The 22,397-nt window shown below is 67.1% G+C and carries 24 protein-coding genes; 5 read left to right on the forward strand and 19 right to left on the reverse strand.

Features of this window, described 5'->3' with window-relative positions; genetic code table 11:
- Nucleotides 1–188 precede the first annotated feature (188 nt).
- Nucleotides 189–617, reverse strand: coding sequence for a Fur family transcriptional regulator (locus BDK92_RS13290; protein WP_121156996.1), 429 nt, complete (start codon nt 615–617; stop codon nt 189–191).
- 301 nt (nt 618–918) lie between these two features.
- On the opposite strand from BDK92_RS13290, the gene BDK92_RS40275 reads away from it, so the two are divergent.
- On the forward strand, nt 919–1,467 hold the full coding sequence (locus tag BDK92_RS40275) for a winged helix-turn-helix domain-containing protein (RefSeq protein ID WP_246017014.1): 549 nt from the start codon (nt 919–921) through the stop codon (nt 1,465–1,467).
- A 593-nt stretch (nt 1,468–2,060) separates the two neighbouring features.
- Here the strand turns inward: BDK92_RS40275 and BDK92_RS13300 are convergent.
- Together BDK92_RS13300 and BDK92_RS13305 are read right to left on the reverse strand one after the other, a co-directional pair.
- Nucleotides 2,061–2,483, reverse strand: coding sequence for an NUDIX domain-containing protein (locus tag BDK92_RS13300; RefSeq protein ID WP_121162084.1), 423 nt, complete (start codon nt 2,481–2,483; stop codon nt 2,061–2,063).
- Nucleotides 2,484–2,568: 85 nt separating this feature from the next.
- Entirely contained in the window at nt 2,569–2,883 is a 315-nt protein-coding gene (locus BDK92_RS13305) for a hypothetical protein (protein ID WP_147456985.1), read from the reverse strand.
- A 112-nt stretch (nt 2,884–2,995) separates the two neighbouring features.
- On the opposite strand from BDK92_RS13305, the gene BDK92_RS40280 reads away from it, so the two are divergent.
- Together BDK92_RS40280 and BDK92_RS40285 are read left to right on the forward strand one after the other, a co-directional pair.
- Nucleotides 2,996–3,721, forward strand: a complete 726-nt coding sequence (locus BDK92_RS40280; protein WP_246017015.1) for a DddA-like double-stranded DNA deaminase toxin — start codon at nt 2,996–2,998, stop codon at nt 3,719–3,721.
- Nucleotides 3,708–3,926, forward strand: a complete 219-nt coding sequence (locus BDK92_RS40285) for a hypothetical protein (protein ID WP_246017016.1) — start codon at nt 3,708–3,710, stop codon at nt 3,924–3,926. The genes BDK92_RS40280 and BDK92_RS40285 overlap by 14 nt, the downstream gene beginning before the upstream one ends.
- A gap of 64 nt (nt 3,927–3,990) precedes the next feature.
- On the opposite strand, the gene BDK92_RS13315 is transcribed toward BDK92_RS40285, so the two are convergent.
- From BDK92_RS13315 to BDK92_RS13360, 10 genes are all read right to left on the reverse strand, one after another.
- Entirely contained in the window at nt 3,991–4,266 is a 276-nt protein-coding gene (locus BDK92_RS13315; RefSeq protein ID WP_121156999.1) for a hypothetical protein, read from the reverse strand.
- Nucleotides 4,267–4,280: 14 nt separating this feature from the next.
- A complete protein-coding gene (locus tag BDK92_RS13320; RefSeq protein WP_121157000.1) occupies nt 4,281–5,270 on the reverse strand; it encodes a DnaB-like helicase N-terminal domain-containing protein in 990 nt (329 codons plus the stop codon).
- Between the two features lie 12 nt (nt 5,271–5,282).
- Nucleotides 5,283–5,960 carry a hypothetical protein gene (locus BDK92_RS13325; RefSeq protein ID WP_121157001.1) on the reverse strand — a complete coding sequence of 226 codons (678 nt, stop codon included), beginning with the start codon at nt 5,958–5,960 and terminating at the stop codon, nt 5,283–5,285.
- A gap of 44 nt (nt 5,961–6,004) precedes the next feature.
- Entirely contained in the window at nt 6,005–7,792 is a 1,788-nt protein-coding gene (locus BDK92_RS13330) for a type IV secretory system conjugative DNA transfer family protein (protein WP_121157002.1), read from the reverse strand.
- A complete protein-coding gene (locus BDK92_RS13335) occupies nt 7,789–8,697 on the reverse strand; it encodes a hypothetical protein (RefSeq protein ID WP_121157003.1) in 909 nt (302 codons plus the stop codon). The genes BDK92_RS13330 and BDK92_RS13335 overlap by 4 nt, the downstream gene beginning before the upstream one ends.
- A 6-nt stretch (nt 8,698–8,703) precedes the next feature.
- A complete protein-coding gene (locus BDK92_RS13340) occupies nt 8,704–10,203 on the reverse strand; it encodes a VirB4 family type IV secretion system protein (RefSeq protein WP_211349201.1) in 1,500 nt (499 codons plus the stop codon).
- Nucleotides 10,204–10,268: 65 nt separating this feature from the next.
- Nucleotides 10,269–11,804 carry an SCO6880 family protein gene (locus BDK92_RS13345; protein WP_121157004.1) on the reverse strand — a complete coding sequence of 512 codons (1,536 nt, stop codon included), beginning with the start codon at nt 11,802–11,804 and terminating at the stop codon, nt 10,269–10,271.
- Entirely contained in the window at nt 11,801–13,297 is a 1,497-nt protein-coding gene (locus tag BDK92_RS39000) for a hypothetical protein (RefSeq protein ID WP_170208575.1), read from the reverse strand. The genes BDK92_RS13345 and BDK92_RS39000 overlap by 4 nt, the downstream gene beginning before the upstream one ends.
- Nucleotides 13,294–14,010 (reverse strand): DUF8175 domain-containg protein, encoded by a 717-nt coding sequence (locus BDK92_RS13355; protein WP_484198555.1) that lies wholly within the window; start codon nt 14,008–14,010, stop codon nt 13,294–13,296. The genes BDK92_RS39000 and BDK92_RS13355 overlap by 4 nt, the downstream gene beginning before the upstream one ends.
- Before the next feature lie 11 nt (nt 14,011–14,021).
- Nucleotides 14,022–14,321 (reverse strand): hypothetical protein, encoded by a 300-nt coding sequence (locus tag BDK92_RS13360; RefSeq protein ID WP_121157006.1) that lies wholly within the window; start codon nt 14,319–14,321, stop codon nt 14,022–14,024.
- 1,134 nt (nt 14,322–15,455) lie between these two features.
- Between BDK92_RS13360 and BDK92_RS13365 the strand changes: the two genes are divergently transcribed.
- Nucleotides 15,456–16,526, forward strand: a complete 1,071-nt coding sequence (locus BDK92_RS13365) for a M23 family metallopeptidase (protein ID WP_121157007.1) — start codon at nt 15,456–15,458, stop codon at nt 16,524–16,526.
- Nucleotides 16,527–16,960: 434 nt separating this feature from the next.
- Here BDK92_RS13365 and BDK92_RS41150 read toward each other — a convergent pair whose 3' ends face one another.
- Nucleotides 16,961–17,857 (reverse strand): NUDIX domain-containing protein, encoded by an 897-nt coding sequence (locus tag BDK92_RS41150; protein ID WP_246017017.1) that lies wholly within the window; start codon nt 17,855–17,857, stop codon nt 16,961–16,963.
- Between the two features lie 650 nt (nt 17,858–18,507).
- Here BDK92_RS41150 and BDK92_RS13380 point away from each other — a divergent pair.
- Complete coding sequence (locus BDK92_RS13380) at nt 18,508–19,314, forward strand: SAM-dependent methyltransferase (RefSeq protein ID WP_121157008.1); 807 nt, start codon at nt 18,508–18,510, stop codon at nt 19,312–19,314.
- A gap of 70 nt (nt 19,315–19,384) precedes the next feature.
- On the opposite strand, the gene BDK92_RS39005 is transcribed toward BDK92_RS13380, so the two are convergent.
- The 5 genes from BDK92_RS39005 to BDK92_RS13405 form a co-directional block, all read right to left on the reverse strand.
- Nucleotides 19,385–19,714: a hypothetical protein gene (locus tag BDK92_RS39005; RefSeq protein WP_170208576.1), complete on the reverse strand. Its 330-nt coding sequence runs from the start codon at nt 19,712–19,714 to the stop codon at nt 19,385–19,387.
- A gap of 73 nt (nt 19,715–19,787) precedes the next feature.
- Nucleotides 19,788–20,357: a nucleotidyltransferase family protein gene (locus BDK92_RS13390; RefSeq protein WP_121157009.1), complete on the reverse strand. Its 570-nt coding sequence runs from the start codon at nt 20,355–20,357 to the stop codon at nt 19,788–19,790.
- 279 nt (nt 20,358–20,636) lie between these two features.
- Nucleotides 20,637–21,014: an Imm32 family immunity protein gene (locus BDK92_RS38385; protein WP_147456987.1), complete on the reverse strand. Its 378-nt coding sequence runs from the start codon at nt 21,012–21,014 to the stop codon at nt 20,637–20,639.
- 23 nt (nt 21,015–21,037) lie between these two features.
- A protein-coding gene (locus tag BDK92_RS13400) for an IS5 family transposase (protein ID WP_170208866.1) occupies nt 21,038–21,849 on the reverse strand; the annotation gives its coding sequence in 2 pieces (ribosomal slippage) (nt 21,038–21,513 and nt 21,513–21,849; 813 coding nt in all).
- Nucleotides 21,850–21,927: 78 nt separating this feature from the next.
- Nucleotides 21,928–22,212 (reverse strand): TSCPD domain-containing protein, encoded by a 285-nt coding sequence (locus tag BDK92_RS13405; protein WP_147456988.1) that lies wholly within the window; start codon nt 22,210–22,212, stop codon nt 21,928–21,930.
- Nucleotides 22,213–22,397 lie beyond the last annotated feature (185 nt).

A 22,397-nucleotide genomic window follows, 5' to 3' on the forward strand; every position in this document is an offset into this window, starting at 1 on the left:
CACCGCCACCAGGAAATATTCCATCTGCCCGAAGATGCCACCATTCGCCGCCGATCCCCCTCGTCCTTATAGGACGGACGCACACCGCACGCGCCACTCACCTTGCAATGAAAACGGTTTTCGCATCGTATAGCAAGGGCGCCTTTGCGGAGGCCCAGGCACTTGGGTCCCCTCGTGGGCGGCTGGCCCTACGCTCCGCGATGGCTGCGGCATGACGCGCAGACACCATGAAGATCAAGTCGTTCGGCGTTTGGACTGAAGCCGGTCTGTTCCCGTAGCTGGCTCAGCCAGAGGGCTACCACGTCCGGCGGACACTCGGTGACCCGACCGCAGCGGTCACAGACCAGATGCTGGTGCGGTCTACCACCGCAGTACCGGTAGCCCCGCCCATCATCGGTGTCGAAGGCGTGCAGGAGTCCCGCCTCGGTCAGACGATGCAGGGCCCGATAGATGGTGGTCAGGCCCACCCGCTCCCCTGCGGTCACCACAGCGTGATGTATCGCTTGGGCTGTCATCGGACGCTGACACTGGGCCAGGAGGACCAGGATGGCCCGCCTACGCGGGGTCTGCGTCAGACCCGCAGACCGCATTTCCGCCTCGATCCGGGTAGCCACCATCGTTACCTAGGATTGCCAGCCGAAGCGGATAACCTGGGCACGCAGCGAAGCCACCCCACCCCGGCCACCGCCTGTGACCGCTCTCGAAGCGGGTAGAGATGCGCACCGAGCGTCTCGGCGATCCAGACAGACACCACCGACGAAGCGCGCTGGCATGCCGGCGCGGCCCCCGCAGACGCAACAGGCAAGAGCCTCCAGGCGACGAATAGCCAAGAGGGACAGCAGCGCCGCCGCGGGATCGGTGACGGCACCGACATCACATCCCCTCGACTAAGTTGAAAACGGTTGTCATTATAGCCTGGTGCAGTCTCAGCCCTCCAGCCCAAGCCACCCAGACCATGCCGATCAACCTTCATCGATCAACACGGGACCGCTCTGGATCTCCGTCGAGCTTCGGCTCGGACCGGGGCCGATCGACCCGAACACCGCCCACGTCATTCGACTGCTACAAGAGCTGAGCGAGGCCGAGCAACAGGCCAAGATTCCTACTCCAACTACCGCACCATCCCTCTGGATGGTCCCTGCGGCTCGCACCGTCTTTCGGCAGACAACCGAGATCAGGCTGACCAGACGCGAGTACGACCTCTTGCTGCACCTCGCCGAACAACCACGACGCGTGTTCACCCGCGCCCAACTACTGCAACAGGTTTGGGATGACCCATACACCAGCCACCGCACCATAGATGTCCACGTCCGCCGGCTACGCTCCAAGATCGGAGTTGACCTCCCGGTGGTGTCGACGTTGCGCGGTGTCGGCTACCGGCTCCACAGCGACATGTCGGTCAAGATCATCCGCGAACCTGAGCCGAATTCCTCATGGGATGGCCGACCTGACCTCGGGACGAGTTGACAGACAGGGCCGGTAGCCCGTAGGCGAACGCCCCGTCAAGCAGGACGGGCCCCAGCCGACATCCCCGTTCGTGGCAAGAGCACCAGCAGGGCAACTCCCTACCGAAGATCGAGTTCGCCGACCACAGCAAGCGACTTCCACGACAGGGCCAGGTGGCCGCCAACAGCAACGATAAGGGAGCGCGATCAGGCCCTCAAGCGACTACGCCCAGAGCGTCACCGCTTACCAGGTGGTCGAGCTGAAGCGTCGTCGGGAACATCCCCCGCGAGGTCTTCTGAGGCTTACCCTCGGGCTCGGCGGCGGTACGACCATCGCACCCAGAGCCTGTGGCAACGCACCGACCGGCGGTTGTGGCGCACGCTTCACGGGCTCTGACGAACGACCGCTGCGGCGCGTACGGGTCCGGTGTCCACCACAGTGATGGATCGCCTCGGCGTCGGACATCACCGTGTGGTGGGTCGCGGCCGTACGACAACGGGTACGCGCCGAGATCGAGCGGATGCCCTCCCCGCGCGAGATCGTCGAAAGCGTGGAAGCCCTGATATAGGCGCTTGTCCGCGAGAGTGACCGGCGACGGGTGCTGTCACGGACGACTATCGTATCGATGGGTCCCAAACGACGATCATCGTCGGGATGGGCAGCCCCGGAGTCTCGGTTTGGAGCTGCAGCAGGGGCACCCAGTCCAAGCCAACCATGACCGGGCAGTCGCAGCGGAGTTTGTCGTTGCCCAGGGTCGGCTCACCGTCGGCCACCTGCACGGCGAAGCAGGACGTCAGCCCCGACGGGTACGGCACGTCGAGCAGATACCGAACGGCCAGCGGCCGAAGACCAACCTCCTCGACCACTTCGCGCCGGACCGCGTCCTCGGCTGTCTCACCGGCGGCTATCCCCCCGCCTGGCAACGTCCAGTATTCCTGACCATCGTGTCGGCCAGAAGGACCGCGGCCGCGCTCCCGCACCATCAACAGCCGATCTCCCCGTACGATCACCGCCGCGGCTCGTCGACGCTGGATCACGGCCACATCACCTCCGGGCCAGGGGTGATGGCGGGCACCAAGCTGTTGCCCATGTCAGCAGTCTTTTGGCTACGGGCGCGTTGCCTCATGAGGTCTCGATTCCCTCACGCAGGGCGTCCGTCGCCGCGGTGGCGTTCTCCATGACGGCAAGCAGTGCCTCCTGCCGATCCCTGGCGTATGCCTGCAGTTGCTCGGGCAGCAGCGCCTGTCCGAGAACCAGGTCCTCGTACGGGTAGACCGAGCTGGCCGTATAGCAAATCGATGCCGGGACGACAGCGAGTAGATCCTCCGGCCTGACGTTCGGGTGCGCCGTCCGGTACCCGGCGGCCATCGTCTTCAGGCCGCGACGCCATACCTCCCCGAGGAGGAGCTGCCAGCGACGGCGTCTCGCCTGAAACAACGCCGGGCATCTGTTGAGGGCGTCCCGCGTCCGGCCCGGGACCTTGCTGGCGGCTCTTGCCCGACATCTGCGGTTCTCGATAGCGTGCAGGCCGGGCGGCGGAGGTGAGGCGTTGTCGTTGGTCGCCGAGGTCGTGGCGCGGCTCAACGCGGTCCGCGTCGACCTCCACCAGCAGCGGCAGAGCGCCTTGAGCCTTGCCGTCCAGCTCGATGAGACCACCCGCCGGCTGACCGCAATGATCGGCACGTCTACCAACCCTTACGCGCAGATGGCCCTGGCCCGCCTCGCTGCTGGGGCGCGGCGGTTACGTGAGGGGGCGCAGCTTGCCGGTGGCGCCGAGGCGGCGGTCGCGGCCTACGTCGACCTCATCACTGGTACAACAGTCGCCGCCGCTGGTGGCGAGGCCACCGCCTCGGTCGGGCCCGCTGTGGCACAGACCCGGCCGCAGAAGTCGGCCGTCGACGAGATTCGACCGCATGTCGGGCGTGATGTCGCTGCGGGACGGTTGTACGACACCGAGGGGCGGCCGTTGACGCCGTTGGCCGGGCCGGGGGACACCGGCGCCGGTACGGGTCTCGCCGCTCCGCTGCCATCGCTTCGGTTCATCACCCACATCGAGTCCAACGCCACCGCGCACATGCGCCGGCATCGCATCCGGCACGCCGTGCTCTACACGAACATGAGGCCCTGCCTCGGCGAGGACGGCTGCACCCAGAACATCAAGGCCACACTGCCGGCAGGCTATAGGTTGACCGTGTACCAGGTACGCCCCAACGGGGGCGTACGGGTCTGGCTGTTCGATGGAACCGGGGAAGGGATCGCCGATGATCGAAGCTGACGAGCACCCCGTACAAGGCGAGGAAACCGCCGTGGCGGACCTCCAGGAGCGGGCACACATCCTCGATACCCCCGCACTGACCGCGCACGCGCTGTCGCTCGGATTCCGCCCTCCCGATGACGGGCCCGGCTGGCTCATCGTGCGCGAATACACCGAAGACGGTGCCGACCGGGGTCTGTTCTGGGTTGGACCAGACGACCAGTAGCCAAAGCACCACAGCAACCGCCTGCCGCGGCCGGGGCCTCCTTCACGGGCCGGTCTGTACCCCCTCAGGACCAGAGGGCTCCGTTGTTGAGCCGCTCATGCCATCGATCGAGCTTCGCCGTCTGGGCGGTGCTGGTGATCTCGGTGAAGCCGTCGCGGTCGCCGATCCACCAGGTGCTGTCGTAGCGGACGATCATCCGGTACCGGTCGCGGGTCGATAGCAGGGTAACGAGGCGCTGCTCCTGGTACAGGCGCATCTGGGCGTGGTCGATGGAACGCGGTGTGCGGTCGGGGTCGACGTCGCTGGGAGCGGTGGTCATCGGGTTCGTGATCTCGTTCATGGCTCGCTCTCCCTTCACAGCTCGATGCGGCGGACGTCGACAGTGGGAGTTGGCGTGGTTGGTGGCTCTAATCCGATGTGATGCTCGCCGCGCTGTGCGGGTGTGGCTTGGATGGCGTGTTCGGCTGCGGTGGTGGCGCTGAGGGCGAGCGTGGCGGTCACGTGTTCGAAGACCAGTTGATGCCCGACCATGACCGCGGTGCCGACGGCGACGGTGGTGACTTCCAGGCGTGTGAGGTAGGCGTACTCGGACTCGTTACGCGGGTCCGGGAGTCGCGTTTCGTGGTCGTACATGTTGTTGATGTCGCGGGCGCGCTGGACGTGCCAGGCGAGGATGACGGCGTCGATGGGGTCGTTGTCGTAGGCGATGGAGACCGCGAATTCGTAGGTGAGGCGGCGTTGCTCGGTGGTGAAGACCTCTGGTGTGAGCCATCCGGCCACCGCGCGGGCTTGTTCGGGGTGTTGCACCAGATCGGCGATGACCGCGTCTTCCCGGTGCAGTTCGACGGCCGTGGCCACGGTTGTCAGCGACGTCACCTGGACGCTGCGGTCCGGGTCGATGGTGCTGCCGGGTGCGAAGGTGTCGGCCTGGACGGTGAGGGCCTGTCCGAGTCGGGTCAGGTTGTCTCGGGCTTCGGGATTGCTGGCGAGTGCGGCGGCATCGAGGTAGGGGTCCGCGAAGTCGGCGATGTCGCGGTCGAACGCGGCTTGGATGACGATCTGGGTGTAGGCGCGGAGCCGATCGCTTCCTGGTGCGTTAATCGCGAGCGCTTGTAGCCAGGCGGCGTCGACGTCGGGCCGGTCGACCATCTCAACGATGGTGGCGGTGACTTGTTCGGTGGCGTATCCGGCTGTTTGTAGGTCGAGGATCGCCGTGTAGATGGCTTGGTGGGCGGGGTGGCCGAAGTCCTCGGTGTTCAGGTGTTCGGTGATGAGGGCCTGGTCGCGGTCGGCGAGCAGGGCGCCGAGGATGCCTTGTTCGGCGCGCATGATCAGGTCTGACATGGCGTTTCCTTACTACTGGTCGAGCTGGTCGCGGGCGGTGTCGGCGGCGCGCATACGGGCGCTCGTATCGTCGAGGTGGGCGTGGTGGGTGGGGTCGGTGCAGCGCAGCCAGGTGGTGCCGTCGGTACTGCGGGTCCACCACGTCCCGTCGAGGCGGGCGTAGTACGGCATGCTGCGGCTATGCGGCTCGGCGTGACCGGCCGCTACAGCGGTGGTCATGTCCGCGTCACTGATCTCGTCACCGGAGGCGGTGACCGGTCGCGGGGTGGGTGCGGACGCCATGACGGGTGGCCGGACCTTCTGCCACTGCTCGGCCAGGTCCGGGTGTGCTTCGCCCAGCACGGTGGCGTCTTTGTGACCGGCGCGGCAGGTGGGTGCCCAGAAGGTGGCGGTAGCGGCAATGGTCTGGCGTAGTTCGCCATGCCAGGACCGGGCGGTGTGAGCGGCTGCGGCGGTATCCGGGCTGGTGTATACGGCGTTTCGCCAGGCTTTGAGGCTGCGGAGTTCTTCGACGAGGCCGGGGTGCCGGGGCCAGCACAGCGGTAGGCGTTCTTCCCGGGACAATTCGTAGAGGTCGTGGATCCAGATCACCCATTCGACGAGGGCCTTCCATTCGGCGGCCTGCTCGTCGGGGGTCATGGTGTGCCATTCGCGGATCAGCGGGCGGGGCGGGTCGAGGCCCGCAGCCATCGTTTGATGGCTCGTTGTGCCGGTGTCGCGGTGGGGTGTGGTGGTCATCGGTTTGCCTTCGGGGTGTGGTCCATGAGGGTGCGGGCGTCTCGGGTGGCTCGGGCGTAGTCCTTGGCGTGGCGGCTTTCGTAGTGACGGACCATGCGGGTCTTCACGGCTGGGGTGGTGGCGTGGATGACCAACGCCTCGCGGTGTTCTTCGTCGAGGACGCGGATGGCTTCGGGCGCCATCGTTTTCCGGTCGACGACGGTGGCTTGGACGCTGACGCCGTGGGCGTTGCGTTGAGGAACCAGGAGGGTCTCCCGGTAGGTGCCGGCCAGTTGGGAGAAGTCGTCGAGGTCCGCGCCGGCCAGGCCACCGAGGGCGATCTTGATGGTGGAGTTGGCCCACAGCATCTTGCGGCCGACAGCTCCCCAGCGTTGTTCGGCGGCAGCGAGGTTCTGCAGGACGGCGGCGACGAAGATCCCGCTACCGGCCGCGTACGACATGAGCTGCGGCAGATCGGGCAGCGGCACGACGTTCGTGACCTCGTCGAGGATCATGCCCAGCGGTGGGTCCAGCCGCCCGGTGGGTGCGCGCAGGGCGAGGCGTTTCGCGGTGGTGGTGATCTCGTCCACGAACGCGGTGACCAGGGGTGCGAGCGCTTCGGCCTGGTTCTCGTCGACGAGCAGGTAGATGGTGTCGGTGCCCGAGCGGAGGAACGTCTCGACGTCGAACGAGTCCGAGGTTGGTCCGCTGAACACCTGGTGGGCGGCCTCGCCGAACAGGCAACTGGTGCCCGTCTGCACCGTGGTCCAGAGGTTCGAACGGGTGGTGGCTGGCTGGCGGTAGAACCCGTCGAGCATTCGCAGCACCCCGTCGCGGGCCCCGTAGACGTCGCGCAGGAGCTTGACGGGTTCGTCGTTGGTGTCATCGGTCGACCAGACCAGGACATCGGCCATGGTTCTGCCGGTGAGGGCGGCGGTGTGCAGCCACGCGGCCATGAGATTCGTGGCGGTCAGGCCGAAGAACCCGGCGTTGGTTGCGTCGGCCCCGTCCTGTTTCCCGACCTGGATCATGACGTCGGCGCGTTTGCGGGCGATGTCGTAGCGTTCGCAGCCGGCGATCGGGGTCCAGGTGACCCGGTGTGGCCAGGTGAGGTCCCCGGTCAGCTCCATCACCCACGCGGTCCCGGCGCGCAACGTCGCCGTGGCTTCCAGCACGTCGGGGCGGACCGAGGTGACCACGGCGGCACCGGGGAACCCGCGCAGCCACGGGATGATGACCTGGGAGGTTTTGCCCTGGCGGGGTGCGGCCACGACCAGCACCGACGATTCCAGGCTCGCGTACAACGGCATCCGCCCGGCGAGCCCGAGTTCCACCGCGACATCGGACAGCTGCGGCTTCCCGGTGAGTCCGGGGCGGAGTCGGGGCGCTTTGCGCAGGACGGCGGCGGCTGACAGGTTCTTGGCCAGCTGCTGACGGGATGCCATGCCCCTGGCCTGCCGGTCCGTGCCCCACCGCCGGCCCACCAGCACCGCGACGGTGACCATGGTCGCGAGCACCACTGCCATCGCGGTGTAGAGCCCGACCGGACCGGGCAGCTGTGCCTGGGTGTGCGCGGGCCAGGCCAGACGCGGATCGGCCGGGTGTTTGGGCAGGGCGACCGCGATGGTGAACGCGTCGCCGATCGACACGTCCGGCCAGGTGAGTTCGAACAGGAGCCCGGCGACCTGTCCCGACAGCCAGGTGCCGACCATCGCGAACCCCGCGACCCCGATGATCGCGATGATCGCGTAGTCCGATCCGCTGGTCAGGCCGCCCCCTCGCAGCCGAGTGGTGTTGCCGCTCATCTCGACCCTTCGTCTACGGCTCTGCCCGACGCGCGTTCGAGGTCCGCGGCGTAGATCTCCCGCGCCGCCCTCACGGCGGCATCGCAGGTCACCGGGTAGGTGAGGTACCGCTGAATCAGGGTGCGTTCCTGGGCGATGGGGGTGTCGTGCTGGCAGCCGCCGTCGTGTACCTCGCGCAGCGCGGCGTAGACGTGCCCCAGGGTCCTGCTCGTGGGAGTGGGCAGGAAGTCCTCGCTGAGCGCCTGGTAGATGTCGCGGCGGAACTCGGTCGTGAAGACCCGGTCGGGCAGCCACCCGGTAACCACCCAGGCGATGTCGGGGTACTGAAGGAGCCCGGCAAGGAGGCTCTCCTCGGCCCTGACGCGGTCCCTGGTCGGCTCTGCCGGACGGCGGGTGTCCGGCCGCCGCTCGGACCACGCCTCGAACAGCAGCAACGTCAGGTCGTCGTTACGGTCGGGTCGAAGGCGGAGGATCTCCGCGCGGCGGTTCAGGGCCAGGCCAAGACGAGCGTACGCATCACGGCGGACCCGAGACTCCTCGCCGCCCGGTCGTCCGAGTTGGCGGAGTTCGCGGCTGATCGCCGTCTCGCTGCCCGACCGCACCACCTCCTCGTAGGCGATCGCGATCTCCGCCTGGTCCGTGTTGCCGGCCGTCGCGGCAAGTTCTTCGAGGAGGTTCGCGGTGATCCCGCCATGGGCGAACCGCGAGGCGCAATCAGCGGCGACCTGAGCAGCAGCCCATCCGGGATGGGCCGCCTGCACGCGCAGGATGTCGGTGTACAGCCGCCCGGCGATCGGATGCTCGAAGTCCCCGGCATGCAGATGCGCGGCCTCAGCCGGCGGGGTTCGCTCGGCCAGTGTCGTGCCGATGACCAATTGCTCGCACCAAATCTCCGCCCATCCCATCCGCTGCTACACCGCCATCCGCTCGTTGGTGTAGAACAGCTGCCGCTCTTGGGCGGTCAGGATTGTCTGCACGATTTGGCTGGGCTGCCGTCCGACTTTCCACAGGGCTCGGCCGACGTGTTCGCCGGACCATGAGGCGATGTGGGCGCATTCGGTGTCGGTGAGCCCGATTTGCTCTTTGGTCATGGCGAGGGGGGCGGTGTCTTGGCGTAGGCAGACCCGGACGTCGCAGGAGGCGATGAGGTTGCTGGCGATCATGACTTCTTCGCTGCCGGCGGCGCCGACTGCTTCGAAGTCGGCGAGCCGGTGGGTGCTGAGCATCTGCAGGGTGCCCTGCGCGCGGGACAGCCGTAGGTCGGAGTCGACTTTGCGGATCATGGCGGGGACGCGCATGGCTCGCCAAAGTTCGTCGCGGATGACCATGCGGACCGGGCCGCCGGGTTCGTCGATCGCCGCCTGTCCCCAGGACGACACACACGCGAGGGTCATTGCCACGGTTTCGTCACCGCGCCCGTCGATCCGGGACAGGTCGACGGTCTGGATTGGTGCGTCGAAGTCCAGGTTGATCGTGGTGGGTCCGTCGAACAGGCCGCTGAGAGAGCCGTGGATCATGTTGCCCAGAGCGTCGGCCGTGGGTCGGATCATCTCCCGCAGTTCCGCGGTGTCATCCCCGCGGATGCGCAGTTCGGTCGCCATCTCCGGCAGCGGGTCACGAAGCAGTGCCCAGACAGCGGGGATGGTCGGGTCGGTCAGGTCACTGTGACCGGTCGCCTCCCCGGAAGCGTGTTTGATCGCCAGGGACAGGGCCGCTTCCTCCGTCGGTGACAGGGCACGGCCGAGGCGCATGACCAGCAGCGATGACAACAAAGTGATGCGGCGGCGGTGGATTTCGTCCAGTCGCTCGCGTAGCTGTTCGGGGTCGACGGGCAGGTTACGTCCCAGGGGTCCGCTGTCCAGGGGGTTGAGCCGGTTGCCGAGGCCGGGGCCGAGTTCCATGGGTTCGACGCCGAGGTGCCGGGCGAGGGTGGCGTATTCGTTCTTGATGTCGCCGAGAACGAACGCTTTGACCCCGTAGGCCATCAGCCGGTAGCAGAGCAGCTTGATGGTGGCCGACTTACCCGACCCGGGGACACCGGTGATCAGGAAGTTGGGGTTCGTGATCAACCCCAGTCGCAGCCACTCGATGGGGTGGCAGGAAAAGCTGCCCCCGGATTGGGTGTCGATGCCGATATAGGTGCCGGTCGGGGGCATGGTCTGCCCGTACAGCCACGGGTAGAGGCCCTGCATCTGGCCAGTGGAGCTGCGGAAGACCGGGACCTGCGGAGCGCGGGCGGCCCGGCCGGCGAACGGGCGGGCCCAGCCGCGTCGCGGTGGCGTCGGCTCGGGCCGGACCCGCTCCGGTGCCGCTTCCCTGGCCGAGATGACGGCCGGGTGAGGCAGTTGACCGAGGACGTCGGCCAGGTCCACCACGGGCAGGTCGTCGCCTCGCTTACGCCGCAACAGCATTCACTTCACCGCCCTTCGGATTCGGTTGGGGTGGAGGCACTGCGGGGTGTGGTGTTCATGGCGGTTTACCACCTCTTCTTCGGTAGGCCGAAGCCGAGCGGGAGGGCGCCCATGACGAAGCCGACGTCGTGCGCGTACCACATGCGGCGGATTTCGATCCGGGCCGCGGCGGCGTCGGCTTCCAGGGCCAGGCAGGCGTCTTCGAGCTGGTCGGCGTCGGTGACGGTCAACGTCACGTAGCCGGTGAAGCGGACCAGTCCGTGGCCGGCGGCGAGTTCGGCATCCTGCGCCTCCGCACGGGCCAGCGCCTGCCGTTCGTGCTCGGGCACGATCTGCTTGGTCCGTTGACGCATCCCGACGGCGACAGAGCGTTTGGTCCGCTCCCCCATCACCTTCCGAGACGCCTCCCGAGGCCCAAGGGGTTCGATGTGCATGGAGAACGACCGGCGGTGCACACCCTCACCGAGCAGCGGCGCGAGGACGGTGGCGTACACCTGGTTACGCGGCCAGTCGTGAATCCAGTACGTCACGGAATGGGCGCCGTCGTGGGCGTAGGCGTGCGGTTTGCTTTCCGCAGCTGCCGGGCCAGCGACCGCCGGGTCTACGCCGGCTGCCAGGCCGTCGGCGTTCACGGCGCTCGCGTTGGCGCGCCGCTCGGCCAGGTGCCGCCCCGAGTGCGGGTCGTAGGCGGTCCGGATGACCTCGGCGAGATCACGCGGCCCGAGCCAGGACTCGATTTGCAGATCCGCTCCGGCGATCGACGCGCCCAGGGCGCGAAGGTGACGGGTGAGGATGCCGGCGGCTGCGGCACTTCCACCACCGGCGCCCTTGATCGCCCCGGAGGCGCGGCGCTCGTCCATGGTGAACGCGAGATACGCCTCCCTGCCGCTGGTCGAGAGGGTGGCGCCGGCCAGTAGACCCGAGGTGACCTCGACCGCCTGCCGTGGTGCCCCGTCGGCGACGTGGTCGGCGTGCCAGCGGCGCAGCGCGGCGCCGGACTCCGGCACGATCCGCTGCAACGCCTGCACCCGGATGATCGGGTTCCCTTCGGTGCACAACCGGGCGAGGAGTGCCCCCCAGCTCGCGACGCGTTGGTCGCGGCGGCTGGAGTCGACCAGGCTGATGCCGGAGTACCGCACCCGGGCGACCGCGGTGTAGGTGCGGTCCAGGCGGTGGTAGGCCACTGCCAGGGGTGCGCCGGTTGGCCCTCTACCTTCCATGATTTTGATCGGGGCGAGGAGGCCGGGTAGGTCCATCGGTTTCGGCGCGGTCTTGTCCGCCGTGGCCTCGGGGGCGAAGGCGGCGGACAGGAATCGGTGGCGGGTGCGGGATCTGCCGAGGTGGTAGGAGGTGAAGGCGAGGACCCACTCGTCGACGGTGCGTCCGCCCAGGCGGAGAAAGGCCAACGCTGTCAGGATCGCGGCGACTGGCCAGAGGACCACGCCGGCCTGCATCCGCGCGGACGCGAGGGGCCAGATCGCGGCGAGTACCGCTGCGGCGACCATCACGACGCGTTGGAGTGTCATCCCGAACAGGAACGCGACCTTCTCGTGCTGCCACCCGAAGTAGGTGCGGGTGCTGTGGTCGGAGTTGGTGCTCACTTGCCGACCTCCTCAATCGGGCTGGTGTACGTGGGCTGGTGAGGGACCGGTGGCGGTCCGGGGTCCGCCGCCACCGGTTCGGTCCGGGTCTCCGGCATCGCTCCCGGCGCGACGGGATGCTGTACATCGGCCGCCACGGAACTGCTGCGGTCGGCTTCGATTGACGGAGCCGGCTGCGGACTGCCACCGGAACCACCGCCAGTGGCGGCACCGGTCCAACTTCCCCCGTACTGCGGGTAGCCAGCGGGCCTGGCGTGTGGATTCGCGCCGTGGATTCCGGCGTGCCCGGCGGTCTGCTCCATCCGCCCGGCGAGGGAGTTCACGGCACGTTGGGCCATGTCGATACCAGCGGCGGCGACCGCGATCGGCAGGGCGACCGCTCCCAACGCCCCGGCAGCCCCAGCCGCTCCGGCGCCAGCCGCGGCGGACCCCCCGCTCGCAGCGGCGCCGGTTGCACCAGCTCCTGTCGCCCCTGTGGCTCCGGCCGCGCCGGTCTCCGTTCCGGCGGCGGCCATCGTGCGGGCCTCGGTGGCCTGGCTGAACTGGGCCGGGTTCACCCCGACCGGGGATCCGCCGCTGTTGGTGCGACCGGCCGCGAAGCCGAGTAGCCCGGCCATCCCGCCGCCTGCGGCGGCCTGCACGGTGGCGAAGGTGAAGAAGCGGGCGATGACCGGCCAGGCCACGACCGCGAGCAGCAGGATCAGCATCCCGGTCAGGAGTGTGGTGAGGTCCGTGGCCCGGGTGGGGTCGGTCGGGTCACCGAAGATACCGAAGCCGATCGCGAACACCATCGCGATCACGGGCTTGAGGATGATCAGCTGGATCGTCGCCGCGCAGAGCTTCGACCACCAACTCTTCGTTGTCTCCGAGATCTGCCCGACCGCCGCGATCGGTGAAGTCGCCAGCAGCACCGCGATCGCGGCGTTGCGCAGCAGCATCTCGAACCAGAGCACCAGCGTGAGCGCGATCCCGACCAGGGCCAGAATCAGCATCAGCGAGGCGGAGGTGCCGTTGACGCTGGTGAGCTGGAAGAGAACGGTCAGCTTGGCCTTCAGTCCGTCGTTGCCGCCGAGGGATCTGTCGACGATGCCCTTGGTGATCTCGTCCGAGGCGATCAGTGCCGCATTCGCGACGAGCATCGTGGCCAGGAACGCCAGGACCGCTTTGCCGGTGCCGACCAGCCCTTGGGCCAGGGCGGAACCATCCTGGGTGACCGCGGTCCGGATGATCTGGATCAGCAGCAGCAGTGCCGCGATCCCCATCGCGAGCCACTTCGAGATCGCGTACGGCCCGTCGATGCTCATCAGGTCGATGTTCGGAAAGGCAACAAACGCGTCCGCGAACGTTTTCAGCAGCGACGTCGCCGCGTCGGCGAACGATTTGCAGACCGACTCCCACGCGTTGCCCGCGACACCGCCGACGATGCCGCCGATGATGTCCCCGGGGTTGCAGCCGTTGACGTCACTTCCCAGAGGGACACATGCTGTGATCATGGCGTGAGCGCCTGCCATCCCCTAGCGGCAGCGTCAGGCGTGTTGGGCTGAGCGACCAAACTGGTGTAGTCGGTGTCCCTGCTCGCCGCCCCCGGCTTGGGGGCTTTCCAGTCGGTGCCGTCCCAGTGCAACTCGATGGGGTACGCCCCGAGCACGGACGTGACCTGACCACCGGACGTGGTCGTCAGGTAGGCCAGGATCAGCACCGTCACGGTGTCCGGTGAGGCGTCACGCACCTGGTAGGCGGCGGGGCCGAAGGTGATCGACGCACCCGACGGGACCGGGCCGGCGGTCGGCAGTCCGAGGGAACGGCGGAGGTTGACCGGTCCCTGTGCCATGTACTCCTCGGCGTCGTCGAACGACGGGTCCGCGATTACCGAGGCGATCTGCCGGCCACGCTGCGGGTCAAGGTTCGACAGCACCTGGGTCAGGTACTCCGTACCCGCTACCACCGCACCCTGCATCGAATGGGGGTAACCCACCGAAATCCCATCCACGGTCCGCGCACCCTTGACCAGCCTCACCGGACCCGCCGGAACCTGCTGGACGGGCGATACCACGGTCGGTGAGGCGCCCACGCCCTTTGACGCCGCGATGGTCGAGCGGGACAGCGTCCAGGTGAGCAACGCAGCCGCCACAGCCACTGCGACCGCCACGGAAATGACCACTGCTACGCGTCGCCGACGGGGGGTCTCATCCAAAAACGTGCTCATGACGCTGACGGCTATCCGGCCGCACCGAAAACGGTGTTGACCAGAGGAATCGCGATCGCGGTAGCGATCACGCCCCCCAACGACCAAATGAAGGCGCTCTTACCCCGCTCGGCCGTGTCGGGGCGATTGGAAAGTTTGCCGACAGCCATCATCCCGCCAGCGGCGAGCGCGGCGATGGCACAGGCGATCAACGCACCCCATTTGACATAGGACAGCAGGAGCGTGACTCCGTTGCTGCCACCTGTCGGGTCAGCGGGGGCGGGATTGGGTATGTCCGCGAGAACGGACAACGCGGAGGCAAGGTGATGCACGGGGTTCTTCTCCTCGCGAGCGGGGGTGTCGCTGTCGCGTGGTGTTATCCCAGGTCAACCCGAGGTAGCGAGCCAAGCGTGTACAGCGGAGAGAACTGTAAACAGCCCCTGCCTTCGGCACGGAAGTCTCCAGCAGAGTGACATGCGCCATACACCAAGGGGTCACGTAAGAGATTGTTAACAACACATGTCGAATCAGAACATCAAAAGTCGAGAGCGCACCGCTGGGGTAACCACCAACAACGACGGGCCAAACTCCCTCGCGGGCGCTTCGACCATCCTTTACGGACGGTCTATCCGGCCCTACAGCTACCGCACAGCCAGCCGCGAAAATCGCGGAACTCGCACACGACAAAGGGGCCATCCCGCCGGTATCCGTAACAGATCCGCACCGGCAAGCGCCCCACTCCGAGTCTGGACAAGCACAGCTGGATCGCCCATCTGTTCGGCGTCAACGTGACGTACTTCGGCGACGGCGTCATCACGAATCGTGTCGACACACAGCTGGGCGAGCGTCACCGAACTACGCGATCACGGCGCTCGTGAACTCGCCCAGTTAGCCGCCCAGCTGTCCATCGAAGCCCTCGAGCCGATCTGGGCTCAGCCGCGTTACGCCCAGAGCCGGGAAGGGCTACCCGAGGTCACGGACGACCCACCGGGCCCACCCTCCTGACTGTGACATGTACCTCTGACCAGCAGTTTCCCTCTGGCCTCCACTCGCATACCGTCGTTACTCTCCCGAATGCGGATCTTCCAGCCCGGCGACTTTCCGCGCCGGGGAGAAGCTGTACGCCAACCACGCACCCCCACAGCACGACACCGAACCCCGACCACGCGACCTGCGGCACCGATACGAACGCCTGCTCGACGACAACGCCATCCCCTCCCCCGCTCGAACGGCACGCTCGCGCCGCCGCCATCGCGGACGCCCCATCGAGATACGCGAACCACCCGAGCCCGCATGGACGGACGAGCACTCGGATGTATGGGTACACACGGCGACCCAGAACTTGATCTTCGTCGACACAACGCGCAGCCCGTGGGAGCAGGACCCACACCTTGCCATTAACAACCACAAACACCCTTGTTCGGCTGATCCCGAGGTACCGCTATGCCCCACCCCCAGCGGGCACGATGAAACTGCTCGCGCTCACACCCATCACCCCCATAGCCCTCGCGCTCGCCATCGCCGTGTCCGCGGTCGGCAGCGGCGCCCTCGACCCCGTCGCATCCACGGCGGGTTGTCTTCCCGCCGTGACCGAGGGAAGCCCCGCGCAGACCGCACTCAAAGCGCTCGCTCCGACCGCTCTGGCTAACGCCAAGACCATCTACGACACGTCCACCCAGATGAAACTGCCCGTCCGGGCAGCGGTCATCGGCATCGCCACCGCGCTGCAGGAGTCCTACCTCAAGAACATGGCTAACTCGAACGTGCCCAGGTCACTCACCCTCCCGCACGAGGGCGTCGGCTCCGACCACGACAGCGTCGGCCTGTTCCAACAACGCCCCCTACCACCGGACGGCGAAGGCGGATGGGGCACCGTGCAGGAACTCATGACCCCCGCCATCTCCGCCACCAAATTCTTCAGCAAGATGCGCACGATCGGCGGCTGGGAAACCATGCCCCTCACGGTCGTCGCCCAACAGGTCCAGGTCAGCGCCTTCCCCGACGCCTACGCCAAACACGAACCCCTCGCCACGGCCATCGTCAACGCCATCACCGACGGCACACTCACCTGCACCGCGCCCGGATCCCCCTCCGCCTCGGGATGGATCAAACCCGTCAACGGCACCTTCACCAGCGGCTTCCGTACTCCCGACCGACCAGACCACGACGGCGTCGACGTCGCCGCCCCGAAAGGCACCCCCATCTACGCCGCTGCCGCCGGCATCGTCATCACCGCCACCTGCGACGCCCCGAACTGCGACACCGACGGCTCAATCGACACCCCCGGATGCGGCTGGTTCGTGGAGATCGCTCACGCCGACCAGACATCCACTCGCTACTGCCACATGCTCCGACAACCATTCGTCGCCAAAGGCCAACCCGTCACCACCGGCCAACAAATCGGCACCGTCGGCACCAGCGGCAACTCCACCGGACCCCACCTACACTTCGAAACCCACACCAGCACCCCACCCACCAGCGCAAACGCCACCGAACCGTTCGCCTTCATGCGCGCACGCGAAGTCGATCTTGGGTGAGCCGCCTGTAGCTTCTCGTTGAAGATGTCGCTTTCTCATGGACGTGTCGCCCGAGTTGTCGCTTGCGACATTTCCGTGAGAAACCCTTCGGCGTGGCGTCGATGGAACTGCTCAACCGCTACGCCCAAGCCAACGTCAGACCGAAATCGGCCCCTACAAAAGGAATCGCCCCAATCAGCGCCAGTAGCACCGGCGCCACGAGGCGGCGTTCATGTGGCGACCGATCGGCTCAACCCCGCCCATACGCGAGCGCATGATCCCTGGCGCTGCTGGTCGCCGACGGGGTGGGGGTCGCCGAGGCCGGGCTTGATGGCTGTCCTATGTGGAGCCTTGCAAAATCTTGTCTCGTTCGCGGGGCATAACCAAGGGTCCAATCCTGGGTGGCGCTTCGGTCTGCGGCCACGCCCCCGCCTGGTGGTCGGTGCCGAAGCTTGTCAGAGGCCGAGGTGGACCGGATGCATCGGCGTGCCGGTGGTGAGAAGCGCCGTCAACGGTGTGGCGAGGTCGCGGGGCGAGAACAGCTCACGGCCGGCATAGTTGACGATCTCCGAGAGCGTCCACCAGCGGAACGCGGCCAGGTTCTCCTCGGTGGCGAGTTGGTCGTCGGTGAGCTCGCCGCGGGGCTGGAAGTGGCTCGTGCGGATGAGGAAGTAGTCATTGATGAGGCCGCCGAGGCCGGGCACGAGGTCGGCGGCGGCGATTTCCTGGTGCCAGACGTGCGGTGGGTCCACGGTGACCGTAAGACCTGTCTCCTCGCGAAGTTCGCGACGCAGGGCCGTCAGCGGGTCCTCGCCGGGCTCGATGCCGCCGCCTGGGGCCGCCCACACGCCGTCCGCCTGATCCGGCACTGCTGGGTGTGGAGGGGCGAACCGGCATAACAGTATGCGGTCGTCCTCGTCGAGCACGATCGCACGGACGGCCCGGCGCAAATTCGGCGTCATGTCCTGGCCAAACAACGCCCGAGCGTTGCTGACCAGCTCCTTGGATGCGATCTCCGCACGGGTCAGGAACAGCATCGCAAGCCCTTCGCCAAGAATGACGTCCTCCTGACGGGCATCGGTGCTGCCCTCGAACACGTGGAAGCGCACCCCGATTCCGCCGGCAACGACCTGCTCCACCACCCGGCAGTGCTCAAGGGTGGCGGTCAGCCCGGTCTCCTCCAGAAGCTCACGGTGAGCAGCGGTCAAGGCGTCCTCCCCGGGCTCGACCAGCCCACACGGCGGCCCCCACCGTCCCGGCTCCACACGCTTATCGAAGCCGCGCTGTTGCATCAACACCCGCCCAAGCCGGTCGGTGAGGACGATGACCGCAACCTCGTCTGTGATCTGCATGCGCGGCACCCTAGACGACACGTACGACGTCCCCGCCCCGCCGCAGGACCATGATCGCCGTACTCACTCACCACAGACCTGAAACGCGAACGCCAAACGGTCTCGCGAAGTTGGTGGGGGCCGAGGAAAGCGCCATCTCGGTGAGAAGAAACCGCCGACAAGTCAGTGAGAAATTGCGGCTATGCCGCAGGTCAGAGCGCTCAGCGCCGACAACTTCATTGAGAACCTACACGCCGTGTAGGGCCTCATCGGAAATGGCGCTTTCTCGCGAGCATGGCGCCCGAGAATCTCTCGCGTGGCGTCGAGACTCCTGAATGCCAAGTTAACGCCATGGAGGGATCGGCCGTTTGAACGGGGGCCGCCGGTCAGGTCCTTTCCCGCGCTCCGGATGGGCTGAACTGGCCGGGCTACTGATGGTCAACCACGGACGGCCACCACGCTGGTTACGCTGAGGCTCCCGCCCTCCTGATAAGGACCCCTTGATCATCGCCGGGGGCTGGCCCAGTAGCGTCCCTGACCGTGCGGTGCCGATCGATACTCTGGTTGGCCTCACGCAGTTGCCGGACCTGGGCACCCAATTGGAGCCCGCCGTGCCGTCGGACCGCCGCCCCACTTGCGTCGCCGCGCCTTCGGTGCGGAAGAATGCCCTCATGACCGAGGACCTGGAGTTCCCCTCAGGCTCCAAACTGGACACCACGGTTCCGCACTCGGCGCGGATCTGGAACTACTGGCTCGGCGGCAAGGACAACTTCGCGGTCGACCGCGCCGCCGGCGATGAGGTGATCGCACACATCCCGGACATCCCCATCGGGGCCAAGTCCGAGCGCGCGTTCCTCAAGCGCGTGGTCAGGTTTCTCGTCGAGGATGCCGGCATCCGTCAGTTCCTCGACGTCGGCACCGGACTCCCCTCGGCGGACAACACCCACGAGGTCGCGCAGTCCCTCGACCCCCGCTGCCGGGTGGTCTACATCGACAACGACCCACTCGTCATGGCGCATGCGCGTGCGCTCCTGACCAGCGCACCGGGAGGCAGCTGCGACTACGTCGAAGCCGATCTGCGACAGCCGGACACGATACTCGCGTCCGCGCGGCAGACGCTCGACTTCTCGCAGCCGATCGGGCTCATGCTCCTCGGCGTCGTCAACCACCTCATGGACGACGACGTGGCGTACGACTCCGTCGCGCAGCTGGTACAGGCGATGCCCACCGGTAGCTACCTGGTACTCACCCACTCCACCGCGGAGATCCACGGCGAGCCGATGCTGCGCGTGATGCGGGAAACCACCGAGCGCGGTGGCACGCCAATCCGCGCCAGGACGAAGACGGAGCTCGAACGCTTCTTCGACGGGTTGGACCTGCTGGAGCCCGGCGTCGTTACGTGCTCGCGCTGGCGCCCCCACCCCGAGTCCGACGAGCCGGAGGTTTACCTGTTCGGCGGCGTCGGCCGCATCGGCTGAGCTGAGCCCCTCGGCGCCGGTCAGCCACGAGGGCAACCTACTCCCGGGCACCGGGGGGGTAACCGCTGGATCAGCGGCCACGGGCCCGTCTCGCGGCAACAAGCCCGCAGCGATCTCCATCGAGGAATCCGCCATCTTGGGTGAGAAACCGGGCCGCCACTGATAAGACACCGACAAGGGCCAGGTCAGCAGACGTTGCCGCCGTGCTCAGCGGAGGCCGGCCGGTCGCGCAGAGTTTGCGCGCGTTCATGTCCAGGTCGGCCGAGCCGCGTAGCTGGCCGGAGTTGGCTGCGGCGGTGACGTTCGAGCCGTCCGTCAAGGACTTGAGTACCGCGCGGCTTGACAGCTTGTTCACCGGTGCCGAGCACACCAGTCTCATCGAGAGCTTCCGCCGGGTCATGGGCTCGATTCTGGACCACGCCGGCGGGTATCGACCACCCGTACCGAGTCCCCCGGCCCTGAGCTTGGCCGGCTCACCCGACGACTCGGACCCGAGGCCAGCGTTCGGCGGGGCGATGCCGCGCTAGCCGTTGTCGTGACACCTCCAGGCTGACTCGGGTCGGGTTGCGCTGCCAGGTGCCGTCGAGGAGGTCGTCGAGGCCGTGTGGTGCGCAGACGGCGATGTGCCCGTCGGCGTCGAGGCGTACGGCGACGGCGGTGGCGTACTCGGGCCAGGTCGCTACCGCGTCGGCGATGCTGGCCAGCGCGGGGACCGGGTCACCGCCGAATCGGTTCGGGTACCAGGTGTGCACGGCGGCTTGGTTTTTCGCTTCCCAAGGGGGTTCTGCCCATATCGATGCCAGGCGGGCGGTGGCGTGGTTGTCGTTGTCTCGGGTCAGGTCAGTGGGGTCGAAGAACGCCACGTCGATGTCCCTGGCCTGGGAGAAGTCGAATCCGTGCCCGTACCGCTGATCCCACACCACGTCCCTCAGGACACCAGCACCGATCCAGGCATCCGGCAGTCCCGATTCGCGTACGGCGCGCAGCGCTCGCATCAACGGCTGACTCGCCTCGACCAGGTCACACAACTCGCGGTTCCGCATGCTTCGCCGCTTCCCGTTATCCACGGTCGTAGGGGCTGATCTTGTTTTGGGTCAGCTTCGGGGGTGCGGCAGCCGATCGGGTGCCGCCGGCAGTTGTGCGCTGGCCGGGGTGCCTACGTCGCTCTGCTGGGCGTGTGCGCGCAGCGGCACGGTGTTGGAGTTTTCGTCGTGCAGGCGGCGTGCGAGGTAGTCGCTCAGCGGTGTCGCCTGCGGTACGTCCGAATTACAACTCCTAACGAAATGATGTTGTGGGGTGGTTCCGTGCGTGGCATTGCTTGATCAGCCCCGAGGCATCCCGCCATGCGGACTGTTGACGATGAGCGGCACGCTGTCTGGTGCCAGGAAATGGTGGCCCTCGAAGTACTCCAGGTGAACGTGGCCGCCGTCGTCCATGCTGGATACATCGCGTAGCAGGTCGGCGAGGAGCGACCGGCTTTCCGCGCCACCGTGGATGCTGAGATAGCTGCGATCGTCGACACCAATGACGACGGGACCCTGCGTCACTTCGATGAGCACACCCCGTAGGTGCCGAGGGTGAGCGGACGAGGCAAGGCTCAGCTCGCCTCCGCTTGCTACCAGGTCAGCGAGGTGACAAAGGTCTGCCCGGGCACTCGCGATGTCGACGCCTTCGGCTGCTGAGTAGTAGTCAAGCTTCACCCCGCAACCGTAGGCTCCCGCGTCTATCTAGCAACTTTCAGCTCTGAGCGGCGGAGTCGGCGCCAGCAGATGATGGCGCAGGCGAGGGTGAGGAAGGCTTCGTGGATGTCGTCGCGGATCTCCCAGCGGATGCGTAGGCGGCGGAACCAGTGCAGTAGGACGATGGTCTGTTCGACGACCCAGCGTCGGGTGCCGAGTCCGGAGCCGTGGTCGGTGCCGCGTCGGGCGATGACTGGGGTGATGCCCTTGGCTCGTAACTCACGGCGGTACTTGTCGAAGTCGTAGCCGCGGTCGGCGTAGATCCGCTCGGGTCGTTGTCGCGGTCGGCCTCGGATGCCCTTGATCGGCGGGATCTTGTCGACTAGGGGCAGGAGTTGGGTGACGTCGTGGCGGTTGCCGCCGGTCAGTGTGACGGCGAGGGGGATGCCGCCGGCGTCGGTGATGACGTGGTGTTTCGAGCCTGGCTTGCGGCGATCGACCGGGCTCGGACCGGTTTTGGGCCACCCTTGAGCGCCCGGATGTGCGTGCCGTCGATCACCGCCCGGGACATGTCCAGTTGGTCGGCGGCTCTCAGCTTGCCGAGCAGGACTTCGTGCAGGCGTTGCCACACGTCGGCGTCGTTCCAGTCCCGCAACCGGCGCCAGCAGGTCATCCCCGACCCGAACCCGAGTTCTTGGGGTAGGTACTCCCACGGGATCGCGGTGTAGAGCACGAACAGGATCCCGCACAGCACCTTGCGGTCGTCGAGGGGCTTGCGGCCGGGGAACCGGTGCCGGCGAGGCGGTCGAGGTGGCAGCAGCGGTTCGATCTCGGCCCACAAGTCGTCCGAGACGATCCACGGCGGTTGCTCACCCCTCCTCACGTTCAGACAGAACGACCCTCACGTCCCAGAGTTACGCCCAACATCATTTCGTTAGGAGTTTTTAGTGGCGGCACCGGAGGGGACGTGGCGGGTGTTCCGCAGTTCGGCCACGAACTCGGGCAGGGGTGCGCCGGCCTGGAGGGCGGTAGTGATCGCCGTGGACAGCGCGTCGGCCATACCGGCCAGGGTCGAGCCGTGTTTGCCCACGCGTAGTTCGACGTGGGTAAGCCGATCACACGCGGCGGCGGTGACGAGGCGCCCCGGGATGCCCTCCAGCACGAAGTCGTGCGACGTGCCGATGTGTCGGCGGCCTGCGTGCCCGTGCGTGCTGCTCATGTCGCTCATGGTCGGGTCTCTTCCTCAGTGCGGGTGCGGGTATCGGCGAGCCGTCAACACGGTAGGCAAGCGGGTAGCGGCACTGCCACGACGACACGCAGCAAATTCGCACACGTGATCGACGACGCGGTGCGCCGGCCGGTGGCCCTGCTCGCCGTCGCCTTCGACTGTGCAGCCCCGCCGAG

It is taken from the genome of Micromonospora pisi (assembly GCF_003633685.1).
In the GTDB taxonomy this organism is placed as follows: Bacteria; Actinomycetota; Actinomycetes; order Mycobacteriales; family Micromonosporaceae; genus Micromonospora_G; species Micromonospora_G pisi.

Coding starts and splice junctions, on each gene's coding strand:
- BDK92_RS13290 (WP_121156996.1), bottom strand. CDS start 617: ATGGTGGCTACCCGGATCGAGGCGGAAATGCGGTCTGCGGGTCTGACG.
- BDK92_RS40285 (WP_246017016.1), top strand. CDS start 3,708: ATGATCGAAGCTGACGAGCACCCCGTACAAGGCGAGGAAACCGCCGTG.
- BDK92_RS13315 (WP_121156999.1), bottom strand. CDS start 4,266: ATGAACGAGATCACGAACCCGATGACCACCGCTCCCAGCGACGTCGAC.
- BDK92_RS13320 (WP_121157000.1), bottom strand. CDS start 5,270: ATGTCAGACCTGATCATGCGCGCCGAACAAGGCATCCTCGGCGCCCTG.
- BDK92_RS13325 (WP_121157001.1), bottom strand. CDS start 5,960: ATGGCTGCGGGCCTCGACCCGCCCCGCCCGCTGATCCGCGAATGGCAC.
- BDK92_RS13330 (WP_121157002.1), bottom strand. CDS start 7,792: ATGAGCGGCAACACCACTCGGCTGCGAGGGGGCGGCCTGACCAGCGGA.
- BDK92_RS13335 (WP_121157003.1), bottom strand. CDS start 8,697: ATGGGATGGGCGGAGATTTGGTGCGAGCAATTGGTCATCGGCACGACA.
- BDK92_RS13340 (WP_211349201.1), bottom strand. CDS start 10,203: ATGCTGTTGCGGCGTAAGCGAGGCGACGACCTGCCCGTGGTGGACCTG.
- BDK92_RS39000 (WP_170208575.1), bottom strand. CDS start 13,297: ATGATCACAGCATGTGTCCCTCTGGGAAGTGACGTCAACGGCTGCAAC.
- BDK92_RS13355 (WP_484198555.1), bottom strand. CDS start 14,010: ATGAGCACGTTTTTGGATGAGACCCCCCGTCGGCGACGCGTAGCAGTG.
- BDK92_RS13365 (WP_121157007.1), top strand. CDS start 15,456: ATGAAACTGCTCGCGCTCACACCCATCACCCCCATAGCCCTCGCGCTC.
- BDK92_RS41150 (WP_246017017.1), bottom strand. CDS start 17,857: ATGCAGATCACAGACGAGGTTGCGGTCATCGTCCTCACCGACCGGCTT.
- BDK92_RS13380 (WP_121157008.1), top strand. CDS start 18,508: ATGACCGAGGACCTGGAGTTCCCCTCAGGCTCCAAACTGGACACCACG.
- BDK92_RS39005 (WP_170208576.1), bottom strand. CDS start 19,714: ATGACCCGGCGGAAGCTCTCGATGAGACTGGTGTGCTCGGCACCGGTG.
- BDK92_RS13390 (WP_121157009.1), bottom strand. CDS start 20,357: ATGCGGAACCGCGAGTTGTGTGACCTGGTCGAGGCGAGTCAGCCGTTG.
- BDK92_RS13405 (WP_147456988.1), bottom strand. CDS start 22,212: ATGAGCAGCACGCACGGGCACGCAGGCCGCCGACACATCGGCACGTCG.